General features: G+C 69.1%; 21 protein-coding genes. 12 read left to right on the forward strand and 9 right to left on the reverse strand.

Translation table 11 applies throughout. The annotated features are described in order from the left end of the window. Positions 1–20: 20 nt before the first annotated feature. Positions 21–680 carry a Smr/MutS family protein gene (locus ACFPFG_RS11715; protein ID WP_013803859.1) on the forward strand — a complete coding sequence of 220 codons (660 nt, stop codon included), beginning with the start codon at positions 21–23 and terminating at the stop codon, positions 678–680. Positions 681–710: 30 nt separating this feature from the next. Here the strand turns inward: ACFPFG_RS11715 and ACFPFG_RS11720 are convergent, their stop codons facing one another. Then, the gene (locus ACFPFG_RS11720; protein WP_380106653.1) at positions 711–1,994 is read right to left on the reverse strand and encodes an MFS transporter; all 1,284 of its coding nucleotides are present in this window, start codon (positions 1,992–1,994) and stop codon (positions 711–713) included. Between the two features lie 35 nt (positions 1,995–2,029). Further along, positions 2,030–2,518, reverse strand: coding sequence for a MarR family winged helix-turn-helix transcriptional regulator (locus ACFPFG_RS11725; protein ID WP_380106655.1), 489 nt, complete (start codon positions 2,516–2,518; stop codon positions 2,030–2,032). A 105-nt stretch (positions 2,519–2,623) separates the two neighbouring features. Here ACFPFG_RS11725 and ACFPFG_RS11730 point away from each other — a divergent pair, with 105 nt between their 5' ends. Further along, a complete protein-coding gene (locus ACFPFG_RS11730; protein ID WP_197957222.1) occupies positions 2,624–3,232 on the forward strand; it encodes a PaaI family thioesterase in 609 nt (202 codons plus the stop codon). An 81-nt stretch (positions 3,233–3,313) separates the two neighbouring features. On the opposite strand, the gene ACFPFG_RS11735 is transcribed toward ACFPFG_RS11730, so the two are convergent. After that, a complete protein-coding gene (locus ACFPFG_RS11735) occupies positions 3,314–5,392 on the reverse strand; it encodes a bifunctional 2',3'-cyclic-nucleotide 2'-phosphodiesterase/3'-nucleotidase (RefSeq protein WP_380106657.1) in 2,079 nt (692 codons plus the stop codon). Positions 5,393–5,621: 229 nt separating this feature from the next. On the opposite strand from ACFPFG_RS11735, the gene ACFPFG_RS11740 reads away from it, so the two are divergent. After that, complete coding sequence (locus ACFPFG_RS11740; protein ID WP_374620179.1) at positions 5,622–5,963, forward strand: hypothetical protein; 342 nt, start codon at positions 5,622–5,624, stop codon at positions 5,961–5,963. A gap of 84 nt (positions 5,964–6,047) precedes the next feature. On the opposite strand, the gene ACFPFG_RS11745 is transcribed toward ACFPFG_RS11740, so the two are convergent. Together ACFPFG_RS11745 and ACFPFG_RS11750 are read right to left on the reverse strand one after the other, a co-directional pair. Continuing rightward, positions 6,048–6,938 carry a LysR substrate-binding domain-containing protein gene (locus tag ACFPFG_RS11745; protein WP_183018822.1) on the reverse strand — a complete coding sequence of 297 codons (891 nt, stop codon included), beginning with the start codon at positions 6,936–6,938 and terminating at the stop codon, positions 6,048–6,050. A 279-nt stretch (positions 6,939–7,217) separates the two neighbouring features. Further along, the gene (locus tag ACFPFG_RS11750; protein WP_380106660.1) at positions 7,218–8,606 is read right to left on the reverse strand and encodes a hypothetical protein; all 1,389 of its coding nucleotides are present in this window, start codon (positions 8,604–8,606) and stop codon (positions 7,218–7,220) included. Positions 8,607–8,751: 145 nt separating this feature from the next. On the opposite strand from ACFPFG_RS11750, the gene ACFPFG_RS11755 reads away from it, so the two are divergent. Together ACFPFG_RS11755 and ACFPFG_RS11760 are read left to right on the forward strand one after the other, a co-directional pair. Next, positions 8,752–9,681, forward strand: coding sequence for a LysR family transcriptional regulator (locus ACFPFG_RS11755; RefSeq protein ID WP_374620185.1), 930 nt, complete (start codon positions 8,752–8,754; stop codon positions 9,679–9,681). 3 nt (positions 9,682–9,684) lie between these two features. Beyond that, on the forward strand, positions 9,685–10,614 hold the full coding sequence (locus ACFPFG_RS11760; RefSeq protein WP_380106662.1) for a tripartite tricarboxylate transporter substrate binding protein: 930 nt from the start codon (positions 9,685–9,687) through the stop codon (positions 10,612–10,614). 47 nt (positions 10,615–10,661) lie between these two features. On the opposite strand, the gene ACFPFG_RS11765 is transcribed toward ACFPFG_RS11760, so the two are convergent. Then, complete coding sequence (locus ACFPFG_RS11765) at positions 10,662–11,525, reverse strand: DMT family transporter (protein WP_380106664.1); 864 nt, start codon at positions 11,523–11,525, stop codon at positions 10,662–10,664. Between the two features lie 122 nt (positions 11,526–11,647). Between ACFPFG_RS11765 and ACFPFG_RS11770 the strand changes: the two genes are divergently transcribed. Continuing rightward, positions 11,648–13,027, forward strand: coding sequence for an aminotransferase-like domain-containing protein (locus tag ACFPFG_RS11770; protein ID WP_197957226.1), 1,380 nt, complete (start codon positions 11,648–11,650; stop codon positions 13,025–13,027). Here the strand turns inward: ACFPFG_RS11770 and ACFPFG_RS11775 are convergent. Further along, positions 13,024–13,611: a TetR/AcrR family transcriptional regulator gene (locus tag ACFPFG_RS11775; RefSeq protein WP_183018816.1), complete on the reverse strand. Its 588-nt coding sequence runs from the start codon at positions 13,609–13,611 to the stop codon at positions 13,024–13,026. The genes ACFPFG_RS11770 and ACFPFG_RS11775 overlap by 4 nt on opposite strands. Before the next feature lie 95 nt (positions 13,612–13,706). On the opposite strand from ACFPFG_RS11775, the gene ACFPFG_RS11780 reads away from it, so the two are divergent. Beyond that, on the forward strand, positions 13,707–14,900 hold the full coding sequence (locus ACFPFG_RS11780) for an MFS transporter (RefSeq protein WP_380106666.1): 1,194 nt from the start codon (positions 13,707–13,709) through the stop codon (positions 14,898–14,900). Positions 14,901–14,981: 81 nt separating this feature from the next. Here the strand turns inward: ACFPFG_RS11780 and ACFPFG_RS11785 are convergent, their stop codons facing one another. Then, positions 14,982–15,755 (reverse strand): response regulator, encoded by a 774-nt coding sequence (locus tag ACFPFG_RS11785; RefSeq protein WP_380106668.1) that lies wholly within the window; start codon positions 15,753–15,755, stop codon positions 14,982–14,984. Next, positions 15,752–16,387, reverse strand: a complete 636-nt coding sequence (locus ACFPFG_RS11790; protein ID WP_183018813.1) for a response regulator — start codon at positions 16,385–16,387, stop codon at positions 15,752–15,754. Before ACFPFG_RS11790 ends, ACFPFG_RS11785 begins: the two co-directional genes overlap by 4 nt. A gap of 113 nt (positions 16,388–16,500) precedes the next feature. Between ACFPFG_RS11790 and ACFPFG_RS11795 the strand changes: the two genes are divergently transcribed. From ACFPFG_RS11795 to ACFPFG_RS11815, 5 genes are all read left to right on the forward strand, one after another. Further along, positions 16,501–16,872: a response regulator transcription factor gene (locus ACFPFG_RS11795; RefSeq protein WP_183018812.1), complete on the forward strand. Its 372-nt coding sequence runs from the start codon at positions 16,501–16,503 to the stop codon at positions 16,870–16,872. Next, positions 16,872–17,768 (forward strand): ABC transporter substrate-binding protein, encoded by an 897-nt coding sequence (locus tag ACFPFG_RS11800; RefSeq protein ID WP_380106671.1) that lies wholly within the window; start codon positions 16,872–16,874, stop codon positions 17,766–17,768. Before ACFPFG_RS11795 ends, ACFPFG_RS11800 begins: the two co-directional genes overlap by 1 nt. A gap of 25 nt (positions 17,769–17,793) precedes the next feature. Then, positions 17,794–20,322, forward strand: coding sequence for a sensor histidine kinase (locus tag ACFPFG_RS11805; protein ID WP_380106673.1), 2,529 nt, complete (start codon positions 17,794–17,796; stop codon positions 20,320–20,322). A 134-nt stretch (positions 20,323–20,456) separates the two neighbouring features. Continuing rightward, entirely contained in the window at positions 20,457–21,017 is a 561-nt protein-coding gene (locus ACFPFG_RS11810) for an RNA polymerase sigma factor (RefSeq protein ID WP_183018809.1), read from the forward strand. Then, complete coding sequence (locus tag ACFPFG_RS11815; protein WP_312377437.1) at positions 21,014–22,102, forward strand: FecR family protein; 1,089 nt, start codon at positions 21,014–21,016, stop codon at positions 22,100–22,102. The genes ACFPFG_RS11810 and ACFPFG_RS11815 overlap by 4 nt, the downstream gene beginning before the upstream one ends. Positions 22,103–22,174 lie beyond the last annotated feature (72 nt).

Genomic DNA, 22,174 nt, shown 5'->3' on the forward strand with positions numbered 1-22,174 from the left:
GCGGTACAACCGGCGTCACCATGACTTTGAAAGCCACCAGCCTGCAGGACCTCGCGCCAGTGCGCCGCGCACTGGCCGAAGCCGCCGCCCAAGAGGCCCTGCTCCAGCAGCAGCGCGCCGAGGCGGCGCGCCGCCTCCTGGCCGAGCAAAAGCTGTTCGAAAACACCGTGGGCCCGGTGCATGCGCTCAAGTCCGCGCACGCCCGCCACCTCCATGCCCCCGAGCCCCCCGAGCCGCTGCCCCTGCAGCTGGAGCTGGACGAGCAGCGCGTGCTGCAGGAGGCCATGAGCGACGAGTTCGACGTCAGCACCCTGCTGGACACCGACGACCAGCTCAGCTTCCGGCGCCCCGGCATCGGCCTGGACGTGACCCACAAGCTGCGCGCCGGGCAGTGGAGCATCCAGCGCCAGTTGGACCTGCACGGCCTGCGCGTGGATGAGGCACGCGAGGCGCTGGGCCAGTTCATCCGCCTGTCGCACCGCACGGGCATACGCTGCGTGCGCGTGGTGCACGGCAAGGGCCTGGGCTCGCCGGGCAAGACCCCTGTGCTCAAGGGCCGCGTGCTGCGCTGGCTGGTGCAGAAAAAGGAAGTGCTGGCCTTTGTGCAGGCCCGCCCGGCCGAAGGTGGCGCGGGCGCCCTGGTCGTCCTGCTGCAGCCGGGCAAGCGCCAGCTGTACTGAAGGCGTGGATGGCGTGAACGGTGATGGGGCTCAGGCCGCGGCCACCGCCGCCGCCTTGCGCGCCCGCCCTATCACCAGCGCCATCACCGCCGCCACCAGGCAGGCCAGGCCGGCCGCATACAGCGCGGGCGTATAGGTCAGCACCAACGTGCGCGTCAGGCCCGCGCCCCAGGCAGCGGCGGCCGCGCCCAGCTGGTGGGCCGCGAAGATCCATCCGAACACCAGCCCCACCTTCTGCGGCCCGAAATGCTGGGCCGTGAGCTTGACCGTGGGCGGCACCGTGGCGATCCAGTCCAGCCCGTAGAACATGGCGAACAGGCCCAGGCCGTAGAAGGTGAACTCCGAATGCGGCAGCCAGAACAGCGACAGGCCGCGCAGCCCGTAGTACCAGAACAGCAGCTTGCGGTTGTCGTAGCGGTCCGACAGCCAGCCCGACAGCACGGTGCCCACGAAGTCGAAGGCCCCCATCATGGCCAGCACCGACGCGGCGGGCACGGCGCCCATGCCGTTGTCGCCGCACAGCGAGATGAAGTGCGTCTGCACCAGGCCGTTGGTGGACAGGCCGCAGATGAAGAAGGTGCCCGCCAGCAGCCAGAAGGTGCGGTTGCGCGCGGCCTCGGCCAGCACCTTGAAGGGCGTGCCGAAGTTCATGGCCATGGCCGGCGGCGGCGGGGCCGATGCATCGCCGCCAAAGGGCACCAGGCCCAGGTCCGAAGGCCGGTCCCGCACGAAAAGCAGGGCCAGCACGGCAATCAAGGCGCTGGCCACGAACACCGGCACCGTGGCCGAGCGCCAGCCCCAGTGCTCGATCATCCAGGCGGCCAGCGGCAGGAAGGCCAGCTGCCCCGTGGCCGCACTGGCCGTGAGCACGCCGATGACCAGGCCGCGCCGCGCCGCAAACCAGCGGTTGGCCACCACGGCACCCAGCACCAGCGCCGTCAGGCCCGTGCCCATGCCCAGCAGCAGGCTCCACAGCAAAAACAGATGCCACAGCTGCGTGGCCTGCGTCACCAGCGCCATGGCGCCGCCCACCAGGGCCAGGCCCATGCACATCACGGCACGCAGGCCGAAGCGCTCCATCATCACGGCGGCAAACGGCCCCAGCAGGCCGAACAGCGCAAAGCGCAGCGCCAGGCTGCTCGATATCTGCTCCGTACTCCAGCCGAACTCGCGCGACAGCGGCTGCAGCATGGCGCCCGGCAGGCCCAGCGCCGCCGACATGGTCAGCATGGTGAGGAAGGTGATGGCCGCGACCAGCCAGCCGTAGTGGATGCCGCGCCGCTGCAGCCAGCGCGCCGTGGAGTTGGAGAGCATGGGAGTCTCTTCGGGGGTTGGGAATTCGGTGGGGCCTATGCCTGCGGGCCGCCTGCAGCGTTGCCATCGCCAGCGCCATTGCCGCCATCGAGCAGCACCAGGCATTCGTCGATCAGCGCATGCAGGGCCGCCACGCGCTCCAGGCCCACGCGGGCGTTGAGCTCGTTCTGTGCCGTCTTCCAGCTTTGCTTGGCCTCTTCGCGCTTGGCCTGGCCCGCGTCGGTGATGTGCACCAGGCGGCTGCGCTGGTCCTCGCCCTGGCCCATGCGCACCCAGCCGGCGTCGATCAGCGGCTTGAGGTTGCGCGTCAGCGTCGAGGCGTCCATGCGCATGCGCCGCGCCAGGTCCGAGGGCCGCACCGGACTGGCGGCCAGCACATGGCTGAGCAGCGAGTACTGCGTGATGCGCAGCCCCGTCTCGCTCAGATGGGCGTCATACACCTGGCCCACGCTGCGCATGAGCTGGCGCACGCGGTGGTTGGTGCAGCCCTGGGGCACGGCGAGGATGTCTGGATTCACTGGCATGGCACATATTATTGCATATACAACTGTTGTAGGTACAATAATATCCATGCCGCCATTCCAGACAGGCTGGCGCCCGCACTTTTCCCGATGAAAGAGAGACATTCCATGGACACGCGCACCCACGCCCCGGAGCAGGCCGCCCACAACGCAACCTCCAGCGTCACCTCCAGCTCCATCTCCCCTGCCCTGCAAGCCTGGCTGGACGAGGAACAGGCGGTCTCCCTGCGGCTGGACGCCGGCCCCGGCGCAGGCGTGTCGCGCCCCGACCAGGTCGCAGGCCGCAACGGGCTGGAGCTGATGCAGGCCATGCTGCGCGGCGAGCTGCCCTACCCGCCCATTGCACGCACGCTGGACTTCATGCTGATCTCCGTGGGCGAAGGCAGCGCGGTCTTCCAGGGCCGCCCCGGCGCCAACCACCTCAACCCCATGGGCACGGTGCACGGCGGCTGGTTCGCCACCCTGCTGGACTCGGCACTGGGCTGCGCCGTCCACACCTGCATGCCACCGGGCCGGGGCTATACCACGGCCGAACTGGGGGTGAACCTGGTCAAGGCCCTGACCCCGCGCGTGCCGCGCGTGCGCGCCGAAGGCCGCGTGCTGCACTGCGGCCGCCAGCTGGCCACGGCCGAGGCGCGCCTGGTCGGCCCCGATGGCACGCTCTACGCCCATGCCACCACCACCTGCCTGGTCTTCGAGCTGCCTCCGGCACGCTGAACACGCGGAAAGCCGCCACCAATGCAAAAAGCCCCGTGCGCCTGGCACGGGGCTTTTTCTCGTTTTCTCGGTCAGTCCGGCTTACTTCGACAGATCCAGGCGGTACTTGGACGTGCCCTTGCCCGAGCCATCATCGGCCGCCACCAGCGAGATGTTGGCCAGGCCCGCCGCCTGCGCCACCGGCAGCGCGTTGGCGCCGGAGCTGAACACCACGTTGGCCGAGGTGGCCACCTTGGTGAAGCGCCAGCTCTTGGCCGCGCCATTGGCGGCACGCGTGATGCTGCCGTTCTTGCGCACGTAGCCGATCACCACGTCGCGGTTGGCGTCCGGCGAGGCCCAGATGGCGCTGGAGCCGTCGAGCTTGGCGATGAAGCTCTTGCCGCTGGTGGCGCGGTAGTTGTTCGTGGCGATCACGAACTCCTGCGCGGGGTCGATGGCCTTGCCCAGGTACTGCAGGTTCCTGATGCGGCTGCCCACGGGCTGGGTCACGTCGATCTCGTACTGCACATCGGCCGTGGTGAACATGTCGAAGTTGTAGCCCGGGAAGGTGCTGATCAGTTGCTGCTCGCCCGTCTTGGCCGGGTCGATCTGGTTGAAGCGCTTGGCAGCGGCCTCCAGCCAGTCCTTGATGTCGGCGCCGTTCACCTTCACCGCATACACGGTGTTGGGGTACAGGTACAGGTCGGCCGCGTTGTAGATGGCCAGCGGGCCCACGGCCACGTCGGTGTAGTCGGCGCCGCCCTGGAAGCCCGACTTGAACGGCGCGCTCACCGACAGCACGGGCAGTTGCGCGTACTGCGGCAGGCTGGCCTTCACATAGTCGGCCACATAGTCGCGCTGCGCCTGGTTGACGATCTGGATGGCGCCCGGGTCGCCCACATCGGCGAACAGCGTGCTCATGCGGAAGTCCGTGCTGCCGATGGGCGTCTTCACGTACTGGATGGCTGCCTGGTGCTGGCTCTCGATCAGCGGTGCCACCGTCGGGTCCACGGCCACGTAGGTGGCCTTGCCTGCGGCGTCCTTGCCGGTCTGGATATTGCGCAGCTCGCTCTTGCCCGCGCTCTTGTCCACGCTCCACTGCTTGCCGTCCCACTTGAGCGCCAGCTGGATCACGCCCAGCGCCTTGCCCCAGGAACTGGCCATCACCGACTGCACGCCGTTGATGGTGCCGGCCTTGTTGTCCACGCCCGCCTGCGTGAAGGCCGGCGTGGCCGCCGCATCGGGGAACACGCTGTGCTGGTGGCCCATGACCATGGCGTCGATGCCGGCCACCTTGCTCAGGTGCAGGCCGGGGTTCTCCATCGTCGGCGAGTAGGCCGCGCCGTCCAGGCCGCCGTGCAGCATGGCTACCACCACGTCGGCGCCCTTGGCGCGCATCTCGGGCAGGTACTTCTGGGCGGACTCCACGGCGCCCTCGGTGTAGAGCTTGCCCTCCAGATAGCGCTTGTCCCAGTTCATGATGCCCGGCGTGGTGAAGCCGATCACGCCGATCTTGATGGGCAGCTCCACCGCCTTGCCATCCTTGTCCTTGGCCGCGATCTTGCGTTCCAGAATGACGTAGGGCTGCACCAGCGGCTGCTTGGTCTTGCTGCTGTAGACATTCGACAGCGCCATCGGAAAACCATTGCCCGCGCACTTGAGCGCCTTGTCCACGCCGTCCACGTCCAGGCCGCCGCCCAGCACCTGGTTCAGGAACGGCAGGCCGTAGTTGAACTCGTGGTTGCCCAGCGTGCCCGCATCGAAGCCCAGCGCGCCCATGGCCTTGTACATGGACAGTTGCTGCGTGCAGGGAATCCTGGCCACCTCGGCCTCGTAGTCGGCCAGGGCCGTGCCCTGGATGGTGTCGCCGTTGTCCACCAGCAGCGTATTGGCAAACTCCTTGCGCGCCGCACGCACCAGCGTGGCCGTGCGCTCGAAGCCGTAGGAGGCATCCTCCGCCAGCTTGAAATAGTCATAGCTGCGCACGTTGAAGTGCAGATCCGTGGTCTCCAGCACGGCCAGCGTGGCCGTCGCGGGCTGGCTGGCCACCGGGGGCGTCGTGCTGTCGTTGCTGTCGCTGCCACCGCAGGCGGCCACCAGCGCGGCGCTGGCCAGGACGCTCAGCGCCAGGCGGCGGGACAGGAGCAGGGATTGCAATGTGGGGAGTTTGCTCAGCGGCATGTGGTTTTTGTGGGGATGGTGAAGGGGGTGAGTGTGGTGGTGGGGGTTTACAGGGGTGTGACAGCTGGCGACCCGGCCTTCCCTTGCCATGCCAGGGTGCAGGCCCCAGGCCACCAGACGAAGCCATGCGGCCCGCAACGCGTGCGACGAACTTCCTGCCAAGGCCGGTGTTCGGCGGTGATGCCTGCACGGACAGGGCTGCTACATTTCTCCCATGCGCGTCCCTCTCTTGGCCCTCGCCGTGATCGCAACCACCATGCAGGCCTGTGTGCCCCGTGCCGAGCCACTGCCTCCTGAATGCGTGGATGCAATGCAGAAGATGGAAAAGCTGGGCGGCACTCTCAAAGCCAACGGCTCCATACCGGACGACTACATCAAGGCCCAGGAAAAGGACTACGCCACGCTCAAGGCCAACGCGCCCAAGGTGGATGCCACACAGCGGCCGGGCTTTTGCCGCTTCTATGGCAGAGGAGCCGAAAGGGTTCAGCAAATTCTGGATCGGGACAGCCGGGGGATGGACCAGGAAATCCGGGAAATGAAGGACAAGGGCTTTTTGAAGGGACCCATGTAAAAAAAGCGGGCTCCACGATGGAGCCCGCATCGGCATACGCGGTGTTGGCGGCCGGTGCCGCGCTCGACCCTCTGAGTTCTTGTTTCAGCGGCCCAGGCTGGTTCGCGTGGCGGGTGCCAGCTGCGCCGCAAACTCGCGCGCCGCTGCGCTGTAGCTGGCACCGCGACGCCACAGAAGGCCTGCCGTGCGGATGAGCTGGGGGGCGACCAGGTGGATGGCCACCATGTCCGTGGCCTGCTGGGCAGCGCGCTCGGGGACGATGGTGGCCATGTCGCCCCAGCGGCACAGCGCGATCAGCGACTCCACCGAGCCCATTTCCGCGCGCAGCAAGGGCGTGACCCCTGCGGTGCGCAGCCCGTCCTCGATCAGGCTGCGCGTATGGAACGTGCGCGGCAGCAAGGCCAGCGGCACGCCGGCCAGCGACTTGACGGACAGGGTGCGGCGCCCGGCCAGCGGATGCGATGGGTTGACCAGCAGCATCATGCGTTCGTCGAACAGCGGCAGCGCGTCCAGTTCGGCGCGCTGGGGCGGGTGAAAGCTCACGCCCAGGTCCAGGCTGCCGTCCAGCAATCCCTGCTCCACGGGCGGCGCCAGCAGCTCGATCACCACCACGTTGACCTTGGGATAGGCGCGCATGAAAGCCGCCACGGCCGGGGCGACCAGGGTGTTGAGGAAGGTGGGAATCACGCCGATGGTCAGCGTGCCGGTCTGCAGCTCGCTGAGGTCGGCCAGCGCCATGCGCCCGGCCTCCACCTCATGCAGCGCACGCTCCGCATAGTTGCGGAACACCACGCCCGCCTGCGACAGCTTCAGCCCCCGGCCAATGCGCTCGAACAACGCCATGCCCAGCTCCTCTTCCAGCTGGCGCAGCCCATGCGAGAGCGTGGACTGCGTGACATAGAGGTTCCTGGCCGATGTCGTCAGGTGCTCGGTCTTGGCGATATCGACAAAGTAGCGCAGCTGACGCAGTTCCATGGGTGCAGGCAAGGGAGGGAGTACGGCGGGCCAGTTTCTCACAGAGAGACGGGCCCGCCAGGGCCGCTCATGCGTCGTCGCTGTCGTCCACGAAATCCATCAGCCCGGGCAGTATTTCAATCTGATGGATGGATTCGGGTCGTCTTTCTTTGGCCTGCGTTTCTTCGGCCGGCGTACCGTTGACGACTCAAAGAAAGCAGGTCGGCCGCCGGACCGAAACCCGGCCTCGAAAAACACCTCCCCGGCAGGGTCAAAAACAAGCTCAATGCAGAGGCAAGCTCACTGCAAGGCAGGCCGCTGCCTCTCAGGCACCCGAGCCCCCAACGCAGCAGGCACATAAGCCGCATCGAAACTGCACCCCACCCCAAACCTGGCCTCATTCCCCACACAAGCAGCAGCAATCCCCGCCGCAGTCGGCTTCACCCCCGCCTCCACCCACTGCATCAACGCAGTCATCAAAGCGGGATAGGTCGCATCGCTGATATAGCTGTGCGTCCCCTGCCGCGTAAAGGTCTGCACCAGCCGGTCACCGCTGCCGCCCTGCTGCATCACCGCGCGAAAGCGCGCATCCAGCTCCACGAAGGCCGTGGGGTCGCTGATCCACTTGGCCGAGAGAACCGGCACGGCAATCTTGCCCACAGGGTCGGTGTCATCGGCGAACTTGCGGTAGGCCGCAGGGTCGGCGCGGTAGCGCAGCACGCCGGCATTGAGCGCGGCATCGTCGGCCGATCCCGAATAGACCGCGCCCTCGTTGCCGAAGGGGCTGGCGCCGCCCGTGCGCTTGGCAGAGATGTCCTGGAAGTGCATGGTTCCCCAGTTCATGTGCGATTGGATGGCGCTCTCGGGGATCTTGATGACCTTGGTGATGGTGTCGATCTTCGCCTGCTGCGCGACCGTGCGCTGGGCGGCGGGCTTGTCCAGCGCCAGGCATTCGTTCACGCGCAGGGCCACGTCGGCCTGGCGCATCTTGGCGTCTGCGGGCAGGCCCAGGTTGAGCGCGTACTGCGGCTCATTGGGGCGCGGGTGGTTGGCGCACAGGTACTGGTAGACCACGCGCAGGTCGGTGCGGAAGTCATAGGCATGGGTGCCGCCGCCCAGCACGCCGCTGGTCAGCAGCACGCCGTCGTAGGGGCGCTCGCCCACGGTCTGCTCGTTGAACATTTCCGCACCCTTGGCCGCCACGCCCGCACCCCAGGACTGGCCGTGCAGGATGGTGCGCTGCGGCCTGGCCACATGCTGGCGGAAGATGCCGCGCAGGCGCTCCGTGTCCTCGGCGGCGGCGCGCACTTCCACGCCGCCCTGGCGGTAGGTGGAGCCGGCCCAGGCGTAGCCTGCGCGCACCATGATGGACCAGCGCACCAGGTCTTCGGCCGCACGGTCGGCGGTGGGCGCGGCCAGGTCGGGGCCGCCATGGGCGTGCAGCACCAGGGTGCCGTTCCACTGCGCGGGCTTGGCGATCAGGTAGTAGGCGCCCTTGGAGTCCTGCCCGGCCCAGCAGCTGACGCCCGCAGGAATCTCGGCGGGGCAGGCCGTGCTCTTGGGCGCGGTCTCGATGGAGGTGACCGGCCCGTGCAGCACGGCCGAGCCGCCGCCGCAGCCGGCCAGGGCGAGCGCGGCCAGCAGCGAGGCGCTGGCGGGACGCAGGGGGAAATACGCGGATGCTTGCATGTCTTGTCTCCTGTCTTGGCTTCTTGTTGGAAGTCACCTGCCGCGCCTCGGCAAGCGGTCGCATCGGTGACTGGATGGGATTCTGTAGAGGCTTGTCCAATATTTCAAAGATTTTTAGGATATCGACTGGATACTTTTCACATATATGGAACTGCGCCATCTCCGTTACTTCCTGGCCGTGGCCGATACCGGCCACATCACGCGCGCGGCCGAGCTGCTGGGCATGCAGCAGCCGCCGCTGTCGCAGCAGATCCGCGCGCTGGAGGAGGAGCTGGGCATTGCCCTGTTCCGGCGCCACCCCAAGGGCGTGGACCTGACCGACGCGGGCCTGGAGCTGCAGGGCGAGGCCGCGCGGCTGCTGGCCGACTTCACCGCCATGCGCGACCGCATGCAGGCCTTTGCGCGCGGCGAGCGCGGGCGCATCCATGTGGGCTTCACCAGCTCGGCGGCGGCCCATGCCTTCACGCCCGAGGTGCTGCGCCTGTGCCGGGGCCGACATCCCGACCTTGCGCTCGATGTGAGCGAGAACAACGCCGCCGAGATCACCGAGGCCGTGCAGGCCGGTCGCATGCACTGCGGCTTTCTGCGCGTGCCGGTGGCACGGCCCGAGGGCCTGGTGTTCGAGACGCTGCTGCAGGAGCCCGCGCTGCTGGCCATACCCGTGGACCACCGCCTGGCGCGCGATGCATCGCGGCCCGTGGCGCTCAGGCAGCTCGACGGCGAGCGCCTGATCCTTGTGCGCCGCACGGGCGCGCCGGGTCTGTATGCCAATCTGCTGGCGCTGTGCGCCCGGCACAGGGTGCATGTGGAGGTGGCCGCCGAGGTGCAACGCATGATGACCAATGTGAACCTGGTGGCGGCGGGCGTGGGCCTGTCCATCGTGCCGGCCTCGGTGCGCGGCGCCCATCCCGAGGCCGTGGTCTACCGCGCCTTCGAGCCCACCGTGCGGCTGGGTGCACCGCTCACCCTGGTGCACCGCGAGGCCGGCTCGGAAGCAGGCGGCGCGGGTCCCGTGGGCACCTTCATCGCCCTGGCGCGCGAGCTGGCGCAGCGCCACCAGGCACCGGGCGGCTGAGGCATGCGGACACTGCAAGGCACCGATACCGGCCGGCGCGCCCTGCTGGCGGCGGGTGCCTGCGCGCTGGCCTGGCCCGCCCAGGCGTCACCGGCCCAGCCCGCCCGGCAGGGCGCCAGCCTGCGGATCGTGGTGGCCTACCCCGCAGGCGGTGTCAGCGACATGGTGGCCCGCGCCCTGGCCGAGCAACTGGCGCAGCAATGGGGCACGGCCGTGATCGTGGACAACCGCCCCGGCGCCAGCGGCACCGTGGCGCTGGAGCTGCTGGCGCGCAGCGCGCCCGACGGACGCACCCTGGTCTTTGCCGCCGCCACCGCCGTGGGCCTGGCCGCAGCCTCCGTGACGCCCGTGGCCGGCGTGATGCGCACGCCCATGCTGCTGGTGGGCACACCGGCGCTGAAGGCGACAGATTTCGAAGGCATGCTGGCCGAGGCGCGCGGCATGCCCGGCGGCATACGCTGGGCCACCACGGGCGAGGGCACGACGGGGCACGCGGTGCTGCAGCGCATAGAGCAGGCCACGCGCATTCCTATCGTGCATGTGCCCTACAAGGGCGGGGGCCAGCAGCTCAACGATGCGCTGGCCGGGCATTTCGAGCTGCTGTCCACCAATGTGGCACCGCTGCAGCTGCAGGCGCTGCGCGCGGGCCGCCTCAAGGCCCTGGCCGTGGGCGCGCCGCAGCGGCTGGCGGCCCTGCCCGAGGTGCCCACGCTGGCGCAGCTGGGCCATGCGCAAGCCAACCTGGATTCGCTGTTCGGCCTGTTCGCGCCACCGCAGATGGCGCCAGCACTGGTCCAGCGCCTCAACGCCGGGGTGGCGCAGGCGCTGCGCGTGCCGTCCATCCGCAGCCGGCTGGAGGCGGCCAGCAACCAGCCGTTCGAGGGTTCGGCCGCAGAGTTCGCGCAGCAGGTGATGCGCGAGGCCGGGCGCTAGCGCCACGTCGCACTCACTGTCCCGTACCCGCCCCCAACCTGCCCGGCTCAGTGCGCGTACTTCTTCGCCCCGGCCACGCAGACCACGGCGGCCATGGTGACCAGCACCATGCCCCAGCTCACCTGCTCATGCAGCAGCACGGCCGCCAGGCCCAGGCCCATGAAGGGCTGCAGCAGCTGGATCTGGCCCACGGCCGCAATGCCGCCCTGCGCCAGGCCCCGGTACCAGAACACGAATCCGATGAGCATGCTGAACAGCGAGACATAGGCCAGGCCCAGCCATGCGGGCCGGCCCACATCGGCCAGCGATGCCGGCATGCTGAGCAGGGCGGCCGGCAGCATGACAGGCAGGGCCAGCACCAGTGACCAGCTGATGACCTGCCAGCCGCCCAGCGTGCGCGACAGGCGCGCGCCCTCGGCATAGCCCAGGCCGCAGACGATGATGGCGGCCAGCATCAGCAGGTCGCCGCGCAGCGAGCCCCCGGCCCCGCCCACGGCCGCATAGCCGGCCACGAAGGCCGCGCCCGCCAGCGAGAACAGCCAGAACGCCGGGCGCGGGCGCTCGCCGCCGCGCAACACGGCAAACACGGCCGTGGACAGGGGCAGCAGGCCCACGAAGACGATGGAATGCGCCGAGGTGACGTACTGCAGCGCCAGCGCGGTGAGCAGCGGAAAGCCCACCACGCCGCCCAGCGCGCTCAGCGCCAGCGAAGGCATGTCGGCCCGCGCAGGCCGCTGCTGGCGCAGCACCAGCAGCACGGCAAGGGCCAGCAATGCCGCGATGCTGGCGCGCGCGCAGGTCAGGAAGGTGGGGTCCAGGTCGGCGACCGCCACGCGGGTGGCCGGCAGCGATCCCGCGAAGATCGCCACGCCGATGAATCCGTTGATCCACCCGCTGCTTGTTCTGTCCATCGAAAAACTCCTTGTTGGCAGCCGGCAGTGGACCAGTGCGCAGGCGGTTCATCCATAGACAGTCCAATACAATTCAAAAGAACTGTTATGCACACAAAACCACTACAGAAGAGAGAACAGCCATGCGCAGCGGCACACGCATCCAGGCGGTGATGGAAGAGATCCAGTCGCGCATCGCCGCGCGCACCTACCTGCCCGGCACGCGCCTGCCCTCGGTGCGCGCGCAGGCACAGGCCATGCAGGTGTCGGTCTCCACCGTGGTGGAGGCCTACGAACGGCTGGCGGCCGAGGGGGTGATCGCCTCGCGCCCCGGCTCGGGCTTTTATGTGGCGGGGCCGGTGGCGCCGCTGGCGCTGGGCGGTATCGGGCCGCGCGTGGACAGGGAGGTCGACCCCCTGTGGCTGGCCCGCCAGTCGCTGCAGGCAGATGCCCACGCGCTCAAGCCGGGCTGCGGCTGGCTGCCGCCTTCATGGCTGTACGAGGAAGGCGTGCGCCGCGCGCTGCGCTCCCTGGCGCGCTCGGGCACGCTGGAGCTGACGGAGTACGCAACGCCGCTGGGCCACCCGGCACTGCGCCGCCTGCTGGCGCGGCGCATGGCCGCCATGGGGCTGGAGGCCTCGCCCGAGCAGATCCTGCTGACGGAGTCGGGCACGCACTCCATCGACCTGGTCTGCCGTTTCCTGCTGGAGCCCGGCGATACGGTGCTGATCGACGACCCCTGCTATTTCAATTTCCATGCGCTGCTCAAGGCGCACCGCGTGCAGGCCGTGAGCGTGCCCTACACGCCGCAGGGGCCCGACGTGGCCCGGTTCGCCGACGCGCTGCAGGCACATTCGCCACGCCTGTACATCACCAATTCGGCCATCCACAACCCGACCGGCGCCACGCTGTCGCCACTGGTGGCGCACCGCATCCTGAAGCTGGCCGACAGCTCGGACCTGGTGATCGTGGAGGACGACATCTTCTGCGACCTGGAGACCCATGCGGCACCCCGGCTGGCGGCCTTCGACGGCCTGTCGCGCGTGATCCAGATCGGCAGCTTCTCCAAGACGGTGTCGGCCTCGCTGCGCTGCGGCTTCATCGCGGCGCGGCCCGACTGGACGCAGGACCTGGCGGACCTGAAGATCGCCACCAACTTCGGCGGCGGGCGCATGGCCGCAGACATCGTGCTGCGCACGCTGACCGACAGCGGCTACCGCAGGCACATGGAGTCCGTGCGGCTGCGGCTGGCGCAGGAGATGGAACGCACGGCCGCGCGGCTGCAGGCCCTGGGCATGAAGCCCTGGCTGGTGCCGCAGGCCGGCATGTTCCTGTGGTGCCAGTTGCCCGGGGGCATGGATGCCACGGCGCTTGCGCGCACCTGCCTGGAGGATGGCGTGGTACTGGCGCCCGGCAATGCCTTCAGCCAGTCGCAGAGCGCAGGCGATTTCCTGCGCTTCAATGTGGCGCAGTGCTCGGATGCGCGGATCTTCGAGGTGCTGGCGCGGGCGCTGAAGGGCTAGGCCGTTTCAGCCTGCAGCAGGCCGCGCACCCGTGCCTGCACGTGTTCCAGGGACGGCGGCAGGTCGAACAGCACGCGGTAGACGATGGGCGCTGCCAGCGCGTCGATCAGGGTGTCCGCAGCGGGCATCGCCTCGCCACGCCGCGCTGCGCGCTCGCCGATCTGCGCCAGTTGCCCGCGCAGGATTTCCACGCAGGCGCAGGGCGTGTGCTCGTTGCCCGCTGCGGCGGCCATGTCGCGCAGCATGGTGCGGCCCAGGGGCGAGGCCGACTCCTCCAGGAACTGCTCGGCCCAGGCCAGCAGGTCGCCCTCCAGCGTGCCCGTGTCCAGCGGCGGCGCCGTGGGCCGGATGATTTCCACGGCCACATCGGCCAGCAGCTGCTGTATGTCGCCCCAGCGCCGGTAGAGGGTGGACGGCGTCACGCCCGCCTGGGCGGCGATGAGCGGAAAGCTCAGCTCCTCGCGCGGCATGGTTTCCAGCAGGCTTTTGACGGTCTGGTAGACCGTGGCCTGGATGCGCGCGCTGCGTCCGCCGGGACGGGCGGGACCGCCTGTTTTGGAAAGGGATGGGACTTGCGTGCTCATGGTTATTAAAGCTAAAAATTTGCATTAGCAGCGCACAAGCGCAGAATTCGCTAACGCAAAAACTTTGCATTAATTGTGCGACAAGCCTTTTAACCATGCCAGCCCTGCAACCATCCCCCACTTCCGTCCTGCGGCCTGGCCACAGCCTGGCCGTCCTGGCCTTCGGCCTGGGCAGCTTCTTCGCGGCCTCCAGCGCGCCCACGCCGCTGTACCGGCTCTACCAGCAGGACTGGGGCTTTTCCTCCGGCATGCTGACCCTGGTCTTCGCGGTCTATGCGCTGAGCCTGCTGCTGGCCCTGCTCACCACGGGCGCGCTGTCGGACCACCTGGGCCGCAAGCCCGTGATCCTGGCGGCGCTGGTGCTGGAGATCGTCTCGCTGGCGGTGTTCGCCCGCGCGGGCGACGTGCAGGCCCTGGTGCTGGCGCGCGTGCTGCAGGGCTTTGCCACGGGCATGGCCAGTGCGGCCATGGGCGCGGCGCTGCTGGATCTGCACCGCGAGCGCGGCACGCTGGTGAGCACCATGGCGCCCATGGTCGGCATGGCGGCGGGCATTGTCGTGGCGGGCGAGTTCGCGCAGCTGTGGCGCCAGCAGCTGGGCCTGGTGTTCTGGCTCATGGCGCTGATCTTCGTGGCCGTGGCCGCCGCCATGGCGGTGCTGCCCGAGACAGGTGCGCGCCGCCCCGGCGCGCTGGCCGCCATGCGCCCGCGCGTGCGGATTCCGGGCCAGGCCCGGGCCGACTTCATGCGCGTGCTGCCCATGAGCATCACCGTGTGGGCGCTGGGGGGCTTTTACCTGTCGCTGGGCCCGTCGATGATCCGCTCGGTCACGGGCTCGGAGGTCGCGGCCAGCTTTGCCGTGTGCATCAACACGCTGAGCGCCGCCGCCGCCATCTGGACGCTGCGCAGCCGCGCGCCGCGCGCCATGCTGCAGTTCGGCGGCAGCGGCCTGCTGGCCGGCGTGGCCCTGCTGCTGGTCGGCGCCCATCTGCAAAGCCTGCCCCTGGTGCTGGGTGCCTCGGTGGTGGCGGGCGCGGGCTTCGGCGTCGGCTTCCAGGGCGCGCTGCGCAGCGTGATCCCGCTGGCCGAGCCGCACGAGCGCGGCGCCCTGATCTCGGCCATCTATATCGCCAGCTACCTGGCGTTCAGCATGCCGGCCATCGCGGCGGGCATGGCGGCTGCGCACTTCGGCCTGTTGCCGGTCACCTATGGCTACGGCCTGATGCTGATGCTGTTCGCCGGGCTGGCGCTGGCGGGGACTCGGTTGCCAAGGACCGCGGCTGCGTCTTGATGCGTTGGCCGGCGTGCGCCCTCGGGGGCTGCAGTGCTGGGGACAACGCCGCTGTGGGCTGCAACGGCGCCGGACTGCGCGTCAGCCGCGCCGGGGCCGCTGGCCCGCGCCTTCCAGCATTCCCAGCAGGGCCGCGCCCAGTTGCCGCCAGGCATCGGCGGCGCGCGGCCAGTCGCTGGCCAGGCAGGCCTGCTCCAGCGCCTGCGCCAGGCCGCTGGACTGCTCCTGCCCCAGCAGGCGCAGCACGCTTTTGAGGCTGTGCGCCAGCCGGCGCAGCGCCGCGGCGTCGCGCGCGGCCAGCAGGTTTTCGCCCAGCGCCACATCGGCGGGCAGCTGCTCAAGACAGCTGGCGCGGTAGCTGTGGAACAGGGCGGCATCGCCGCCGAAGTAGGTGGCGACGGCAGCCGCTCCGCCATCCACCGGCATATTCGCATCCGTATCGGCGGCTTGCACGCTGGCCGGCCCGGCCGACCCGGCCGGTTGCGCCGCCAGCACCGCTTCCACGCAGTCCACCAGTTGCGCCACCGACACGGGCTTGCGCAGCACGCCCCAGACCTGCAGTTGCTCCAGCCGCAGCGCCACGTCGGCCCGCACGCCAGCGCTGAAGACCACGGCTCTGCAGCCGGCCTGCGGGGAGCAGCGCAGCCATTCGATGAGCTCGACCCCGGAGGCGCCGGGCAGCATCAGGTCGGTGATCAGCAGGGCAAAGGGCTGGCTCTGCAGCAGCTGCTGCGCCTGCTCCGCACTCGTGCAGGACACCAGCGTGAGGGGCATGCCCTCCAGCGCCAGCGTGACGAATCGCGCAATCGAGGCATCGTCCTCCACCAGCAGGACCGCAGGATGGGTCGGGTTCACGCTGCCTGCCCGCCCAGCAGCTCGCCCAGCGCCTCGGGCAGTTCCTGCACGAGCTGGGGCTTGTGGATCACGCGCACGCCGCCCAGGGCAAAGGTATAGGCCTCGCGCTCTGCCGCATCCAGCGAAGTGACCACCAGCAGCTTGCAGCGCGCGAACTGCTCATGCGTGCGCAAGGTGGTGATGAGGGCCGCGCCGTCGATGTCGGGCAGCAGGATGTCCACCAGCAGCACATCGGGCTGGATCTGCCCGTACAGCGCCATGCCGGTGATCCCGTCGTGCGCCACGTGCAGTTGCACCTCGGGGAAGTGGCGCTGCACCAGCAGACGCACCAGGTTCTGGAAATGCACGGAGTCCTCGATCAGCAGCACGCGCGGGCCCGTGCCGGCCTGCGCGGGAGCGGGCGCCGGGGCCGCCGCTGGCGTCCCGGACGCTGCCGGATCGCCCTGCCTGCCGCGCCAGCGCTCCACGGAAGCGCGCGTGATGCGCCGGTGCCCCCCGGGGGTTTTCCAGGCCTCCAGCTCGCCGCGATCGACCATGAGCTGAACCGACCGCACCGCCATGCCCAGCAGCTTGGCCACTTCGGCGGTTGTGTAGTGCGGGGTTTGGCCTGGTGGGGTGCTGTTCTCGGACATGGCAGCAATTTTGCATCAAATACGATTAAGAAATTCAATAGAAATTTGATGAATTTGATATTTATGATTCAATCCAGCGCAGACCCCTTCAACTGCGTTGCGAAAGGCCCGCCATGAAGAAGATACTGATCGCCGAAGACCAGGCCGACATCCGCAAGCTGTTGCGCATGACGCTGGAGTCCAGCGCATATGAAGTCATGGAGGCGCCGACCGGTGACGAAGCCTGGGCCCTGGCCCAGCGCAGCAAGCCCGATGTCGTGCTGCTGGACATGATGATGCCGGGCACGCTGGACGGCCTGGAGGTGTGCTGCCGCATCAAGACCTCCTACGATCTGCGGCACACGCGGGTGATCCTGCTGACAGCCCGGGGCAGTGCGCAGGACCGCGAGGCGGGCTTCAATGCCGGTGCCGACGAATACCTGCTCAAGCCTTTCAGCCCGAGCCGGCTGCTGGAGACCATGGCCAGTCTTTACAGGAGCGACTGATGACGATGCACACGCAGGCCGCCGCGGGCCGATGGCGGATACCGTCCGGGAACGCCGCGCGCCTGTACGCGCTGGTGCAGGCCGTCGTGCTGCCCGTTGTACAGGCGGTACTGCTGGCACTGGTGCCGGTCTGGGTCGCGGTGCTGGCCATGGGGCCTGGCACAGCACGGGCCGGCGAGGTGCTGGACCGCGTGGCGAGCAGCCGCACGCTGAAGGTCTGCATCTGGCCCGACTACTACGGCATCACCTACCGTGACGCACGCACGGGCAGGCTCACGGGCATCGACGCGGAGCTCTCGGCAGAGCTGGCCAAGGACCTTGGCGCGCGGCTGCAGCATGTGGACTCGTCCTTCTCGCGGCTGGTGCCCGACCTGCTGGAGTCGCGCTGCGACGTGGCCATGTTCGCCGTCGGCATCCTGCCGCAGCGCCAGCAGCAGCTGCGCTTCACCCAACCCTACCTGAGCAGCGATATCTACGGCATCACCACCAAGAGCAATCCCGCCGTGCGCAGCTGGGCCGACATCGACCAGCCCGGCGTGCAGGTGGCCGTGCAGCGCGGCACCTTCATGGAGCCGGTGATGCGCGAGACGCTCAAGCATGCGCGCCTGATGCTGGTGGAGCCGCCGCAAACCCGCGAAAAGGAACTCATGGCCGGGCGCGTGGACGTGTTCATGACCGACTACCCGTACAGCCGCAAGCTGCTGGACAGCTCGGACTGGATGCAGCTGATCGCGCCGCCCAAGCCCTTCCATGTGCTGCCCTACGGCTATGCGGTCAGCCCTGCCGACGCCCAGTGGCTGGCGCGCCTGAACCAGTTCGTCTCGGACATCAAGCGCGACGGCCGCCTGGACAGGGCGGCGCGCCACAACGGCTTGACAGCCATCGTCGCGCCCTGAGACGTCCGACTTGAGCATCTTCATCATGTCTGAACGAGCTGCTGCGCATCATTTTCTGGGAGCCCGGCGCAGTGCCCACATCAAGGCACTGGTGCTGACCTTTGCGCTGTGCGTGCTCGCCGGACTGGTGCTCTTCGTCTGGAGCCAGCTGCATGTCGAGGCCGACCAGAGCAAGTCCCAGGCCGCGCTGCTGGCCCGCGTGCTGGAGGACCAGACGGCCAAGACCTTCGAGAACACCGAAATGGCCCTGGCCAGCCTGGCGCACAACCCGGCCATCGTGGCCGCAGGCAGTGCGCGCGGCACGCGCGAGGCCGCCATGGCCCTGCTGATCGCCCAGTTGCCCTACCTGCGCAGCATGGCGCTGATCGACGACAAGGGCCTCATCCTGGCCAGCACCCAGGCCGGCGAGGCCGGCCAGCAGATCGACACGCAGGATCTGCTGCACGACAAGGCGGCCGTCCTCATCCCCGGCAAGCCCCAGCTGGGCCGGCTGGTGCCCGGCCGCAGCCTGTCGTCGCTGGCGCCACGGGCGCGCCCGACGCCGCGCGGCGTGTCCTTCCTGCCGCAGTTGCTGGCCTTTCACCAGGACAACGGCATGCCCGCCGTGCTGGTGGCCCTGATCAATCCGGACGCAGTGGCCAACTTCTACCAGGCCACGCTGGAGACCCTCAGCTACGAGGCCGTGCTGCTGACCTATGACGGCCGGCCCCTGGCCAGCACCAATGCGGGCACGGGCGTGCAGGCGGCCGCCGCGCTGCAGACGCCGCTGTTCCAGGAATGGCTGCCGCACAGCGAATTCGGCTCCTACATCGGCGCGGGCATGCTGGGCCGCCACCAGATCGTGTCCTTCCGCGCCGTGCGCAACTGGCCGCTGCTGCTGGTGGTGGAGGAGCCCTACGCGGCCATGGTGGCGCGCTGGCGGGACAACGCCTTTGCCTTCTTCGTGGCCGGCATGGCCCTGCTGGCCCTGGTGCTGGGCCTGAGCTGGTCGGTGCTCAAGACCCGCAGGGTCCAGAAGTCGGCGCTGCAGGCCATGGAGCAGGCACAGGCACACCTGGCGCGCAGCGAGCATGAGATGGCCGTGCTCATGCGCAGCGTGCAGGAACTCATCTTCCGAACCGACAGCAACGGCCGGCTGACCTTCGTGAACGCGCGCTGGGAACAACTGACCGGCCAGCCCAGCGCCGAGGCCGTGGGCCAGCCGCTGGAGAGCATCGTGGACGGCCCGTACCTGGCGCAGATCAAGGCCCTGCTCGATCCCCTGGCACGGCTGGCACCGCGCAACTGCCAAGCCATGTTCCGCCTGCCGGGCAACCGGGAGATGCTCTGCGACATCGCCGTGGTGCCCCTGCTGCGCGATGGCCGGCTGGTGGGCTTTGCCGGCAGCGCCGTGGACGTGACCGCCCGCTGGAAGGCCCAGCAGGAGCTGCAGACCCAGCTGGCCTTCCAGCACCTGCTGTTCGAGACCACGCCCCTGCCCATGCTGGTCACCGACGCGGACCAGCGCGTGGCCCTGGTCAACAAGGCCTGGGAGGACTTCTTCGGCCGCGGCCGCTATGCCGTGCTCGGCCATGAGATCAAGGGCCTGCACTCGCTTGACGATGCCCTGCTGCAGATGCGCAGCAACCAGGTCGTGCTGCGCTCGGGCCAGCGCATGGTGCTGGAGGCCCGGCTGCCCCATGTGGACGGCAGCTACCGCGACGTGCAGATCTCCAAGGCGGCAGTCAAGGATGCCCAGGGCCGGATCACCGGCGTGCTCAGCATCTTTGTGGACGTGAGCGAATTCCGCGCGGCCGAGCATGCCACCCGCGAAGCCCGCGACGCGGCCGAAGAGGCCTTCCGCGTGAAATCGGAGTTCGTCGCCAACATGAGCCATGAGCTGCGCACCCCGCTGCAGTCCATCATGGGCTTTGCCGAACTGGGTGGCCTGCGCTCGCGCGGCAATGCCGCCATCGCCGACATGTTCAACGATATCCATGCAGCCGGCCAGCGCATGCTGGCCCTGGTCAATGACCTGCTGGATGTCGCCAAGCTGGAAAGCGCCGTGGGAACCATCCACCTGGAACGCACCGACCTCAGGAGCCTGATCCGGCCCGTGGTGCGCGAGCTGGAGCCGCAGCAGCAGCAAAAGCTCATCGACCTGCGGCTGGAGCTCGACGAGGCGCCGCTGATCGCCAAGGCCGACCCCGTGCGCTTCCAGCAGGTGGTGCGCAATGTGCTGGCCAACGCCATCAAGTTCTCGCCCATTGGCGGGCGCATCGATGTGCAGGGCCGCATCGACGGACAGGGCGACATCTGCATCGCCGTCTCCGACCAGGGGCCGGGCATTCCGCCGCAGGAACTGGACAAGATCTTCCAGCCCTTCGTTCAGTCCAGCAAGACCAAGAACGGCTCGGGTGGAACGGGCCTGGGCCTGGCCATCTGCCGCAAGATCATCGACGCCATGGACGGCACCATCGCCGCCAGCAACCGCTCCGAAGGCGGATCGGTGTTTCGCATCACCCTGCCCTGCCGCAGCGGCGCACCGGAGACGCGCCCGGCGGAGTTGCTGTAGCGGCACCGCCGCGCGGAGCATGTGCGGTCGGCAAGCAACAGGCGACGAACAGGTGATGGCAAATGAGAAAAAGTCTCATTTAGAATGCCATCACTTCGCCCGCCCCTGCCTGCCCGCCTTCCCTCCCCGTTTGTATGACACGCCATCCGACTCCCGCAGCCTGGCTGGGCCTGGACCTGCGCTGGGCCTATGGCAGCCTGCTGCCCGCCATCTGGCGCAGCACGCGCTGCATCCACCGTGCGCAGGATGTGCTGCATGACGCCTTTGTGCGCTACGCCCTGAGCGGCCGGCATGAAGGCATCGCCCAGCCGCATGCCTACCTGCGCGTGGTGGCGCGCACCGTGCTGGCCGACCAGATGGCGCATGAACGCCGCTTCGTGCCACTGCCCGACCTGGCAGGCGAGCCGGACTCCACGGCCCCCGGCAGGTGCGCGGACGCCACCGCCCTGCAGGAAGCATTCACTGCGCCTTCCGCCGAGGTGCTGGCCGATCTGCAGCAGCGCCTGGCCGCCGCCCAGCGGGTCATCGAAGGGCTTCCACCGCGCTGCCGCGAGGTGTTCTGGCTGTGCAAGGTGGAAGGCCATTCCCAGCCCCAGATTGCCGCCATGCTGGGCATCAGCCTGAACATGGTGGAGCGCCACCTGATGCGCGCCCTGCTGGACCTGCGCGCCGCACGCGAGCTGCTCGCGCCATGAGCAAGCCGCGCGAGGAGGCCGCGCGCTGGTTCATACGCATGCACCGGGATGCGGGAGCGCAGGCGGGCGCCGCCGATGCCGCTGCCTGGCGCCGCTGGATGGATGCCGACCCGCGCCACGCCGCCGAATACGCCGCCTTCGAGGCGCTGTGGCAGGACTTCGACTCCACGCCCCGGGCCGAGGCCCTGGCCACGGCCGTGAACACCGCCGCACGCCAGCGCCGCGACACACGCCGCCACACCCGCCGCGCCGCCATCACCCGCGGCGTGCTGGGCATTGCCGGCCTGGGCACGGCGGGTGTGCTGGCCTTGCGCGGCTGGCATGCCTGGCAGGACTCCACCTTGTCCGCCCTGGCCCGCGACAGTGCGATTGGCGAGCGCATCGTGCTGCGCCTGCCCGACGCCAGCACGCTGACCCTGGGGCCGGCCAGCCGCATCGCCACGCGCTACTCCCGCCGACGGCGCGCCGTGGTGCTGGAGCAGGGCGAGGCCCTGTTCGACGTGGCCAGGGATGCAGACCGCCCCTTCACCATCGACGCAGGCCAGGCGCGCATCACCGTGCTGGGCACGCGCTTCACGGTCAACCGGCTGCCGGGCCTGGTGCGGGTGAGCGTGGAGCATGGAACGGTGCGCCTGGCGGGCGAAGGCGACGCGCAGGGCCATCAGGCGCTGCTGCTGCACGCCGGCGAAGTGGGAGAGATGCCGGATGCAGGCACCGATGGCGCGCACGATGCCGATGGCACTCTGCCCCGCCCCCGCCCCCGCCCCCGCCGCGTGCAGCGCGATGCGCGCGACAGCTTCTCGTCCATCGAACGCGGCCTCATCGTCTTCGACAGCGCCGGGCTGGGCGAGATCGCCGCCACGCTGTCGCGCTGGCGCCGCCAGCCCGTGCGTGCCGCACTGGCCGAAGGCACTGACGAAGGCACTGACGGAGGACCGCGCATCACCGCCGCCGTGCAGCGCGGCGATGTGGAAAGCTTCCTGGACGCGCTGCCGCGCATCGCCGCCGTGCGCGTGCAGGAACGCGACGGCGCCACCTGGCTGACCCCGCGCCACGTCGCGCCGGGCAAAAAACCAGAAAACTGAAAAAAAACGGCCAACGCACATCAGGGATCCGGCGGGCTGCTCCGTCATACAGGCGAGCACAACCGATATCCA

The sequence above is a fragment of the Delftia deserti genome (assembly GCF_042653485.1).
Taxonomy (GTDB): Bacteria; Pseudomonadota; Gammaproteobacteria; order Burkholderiales; family Burkholderiaceae_C; genus Comamonas; species Comamonas acidovorans.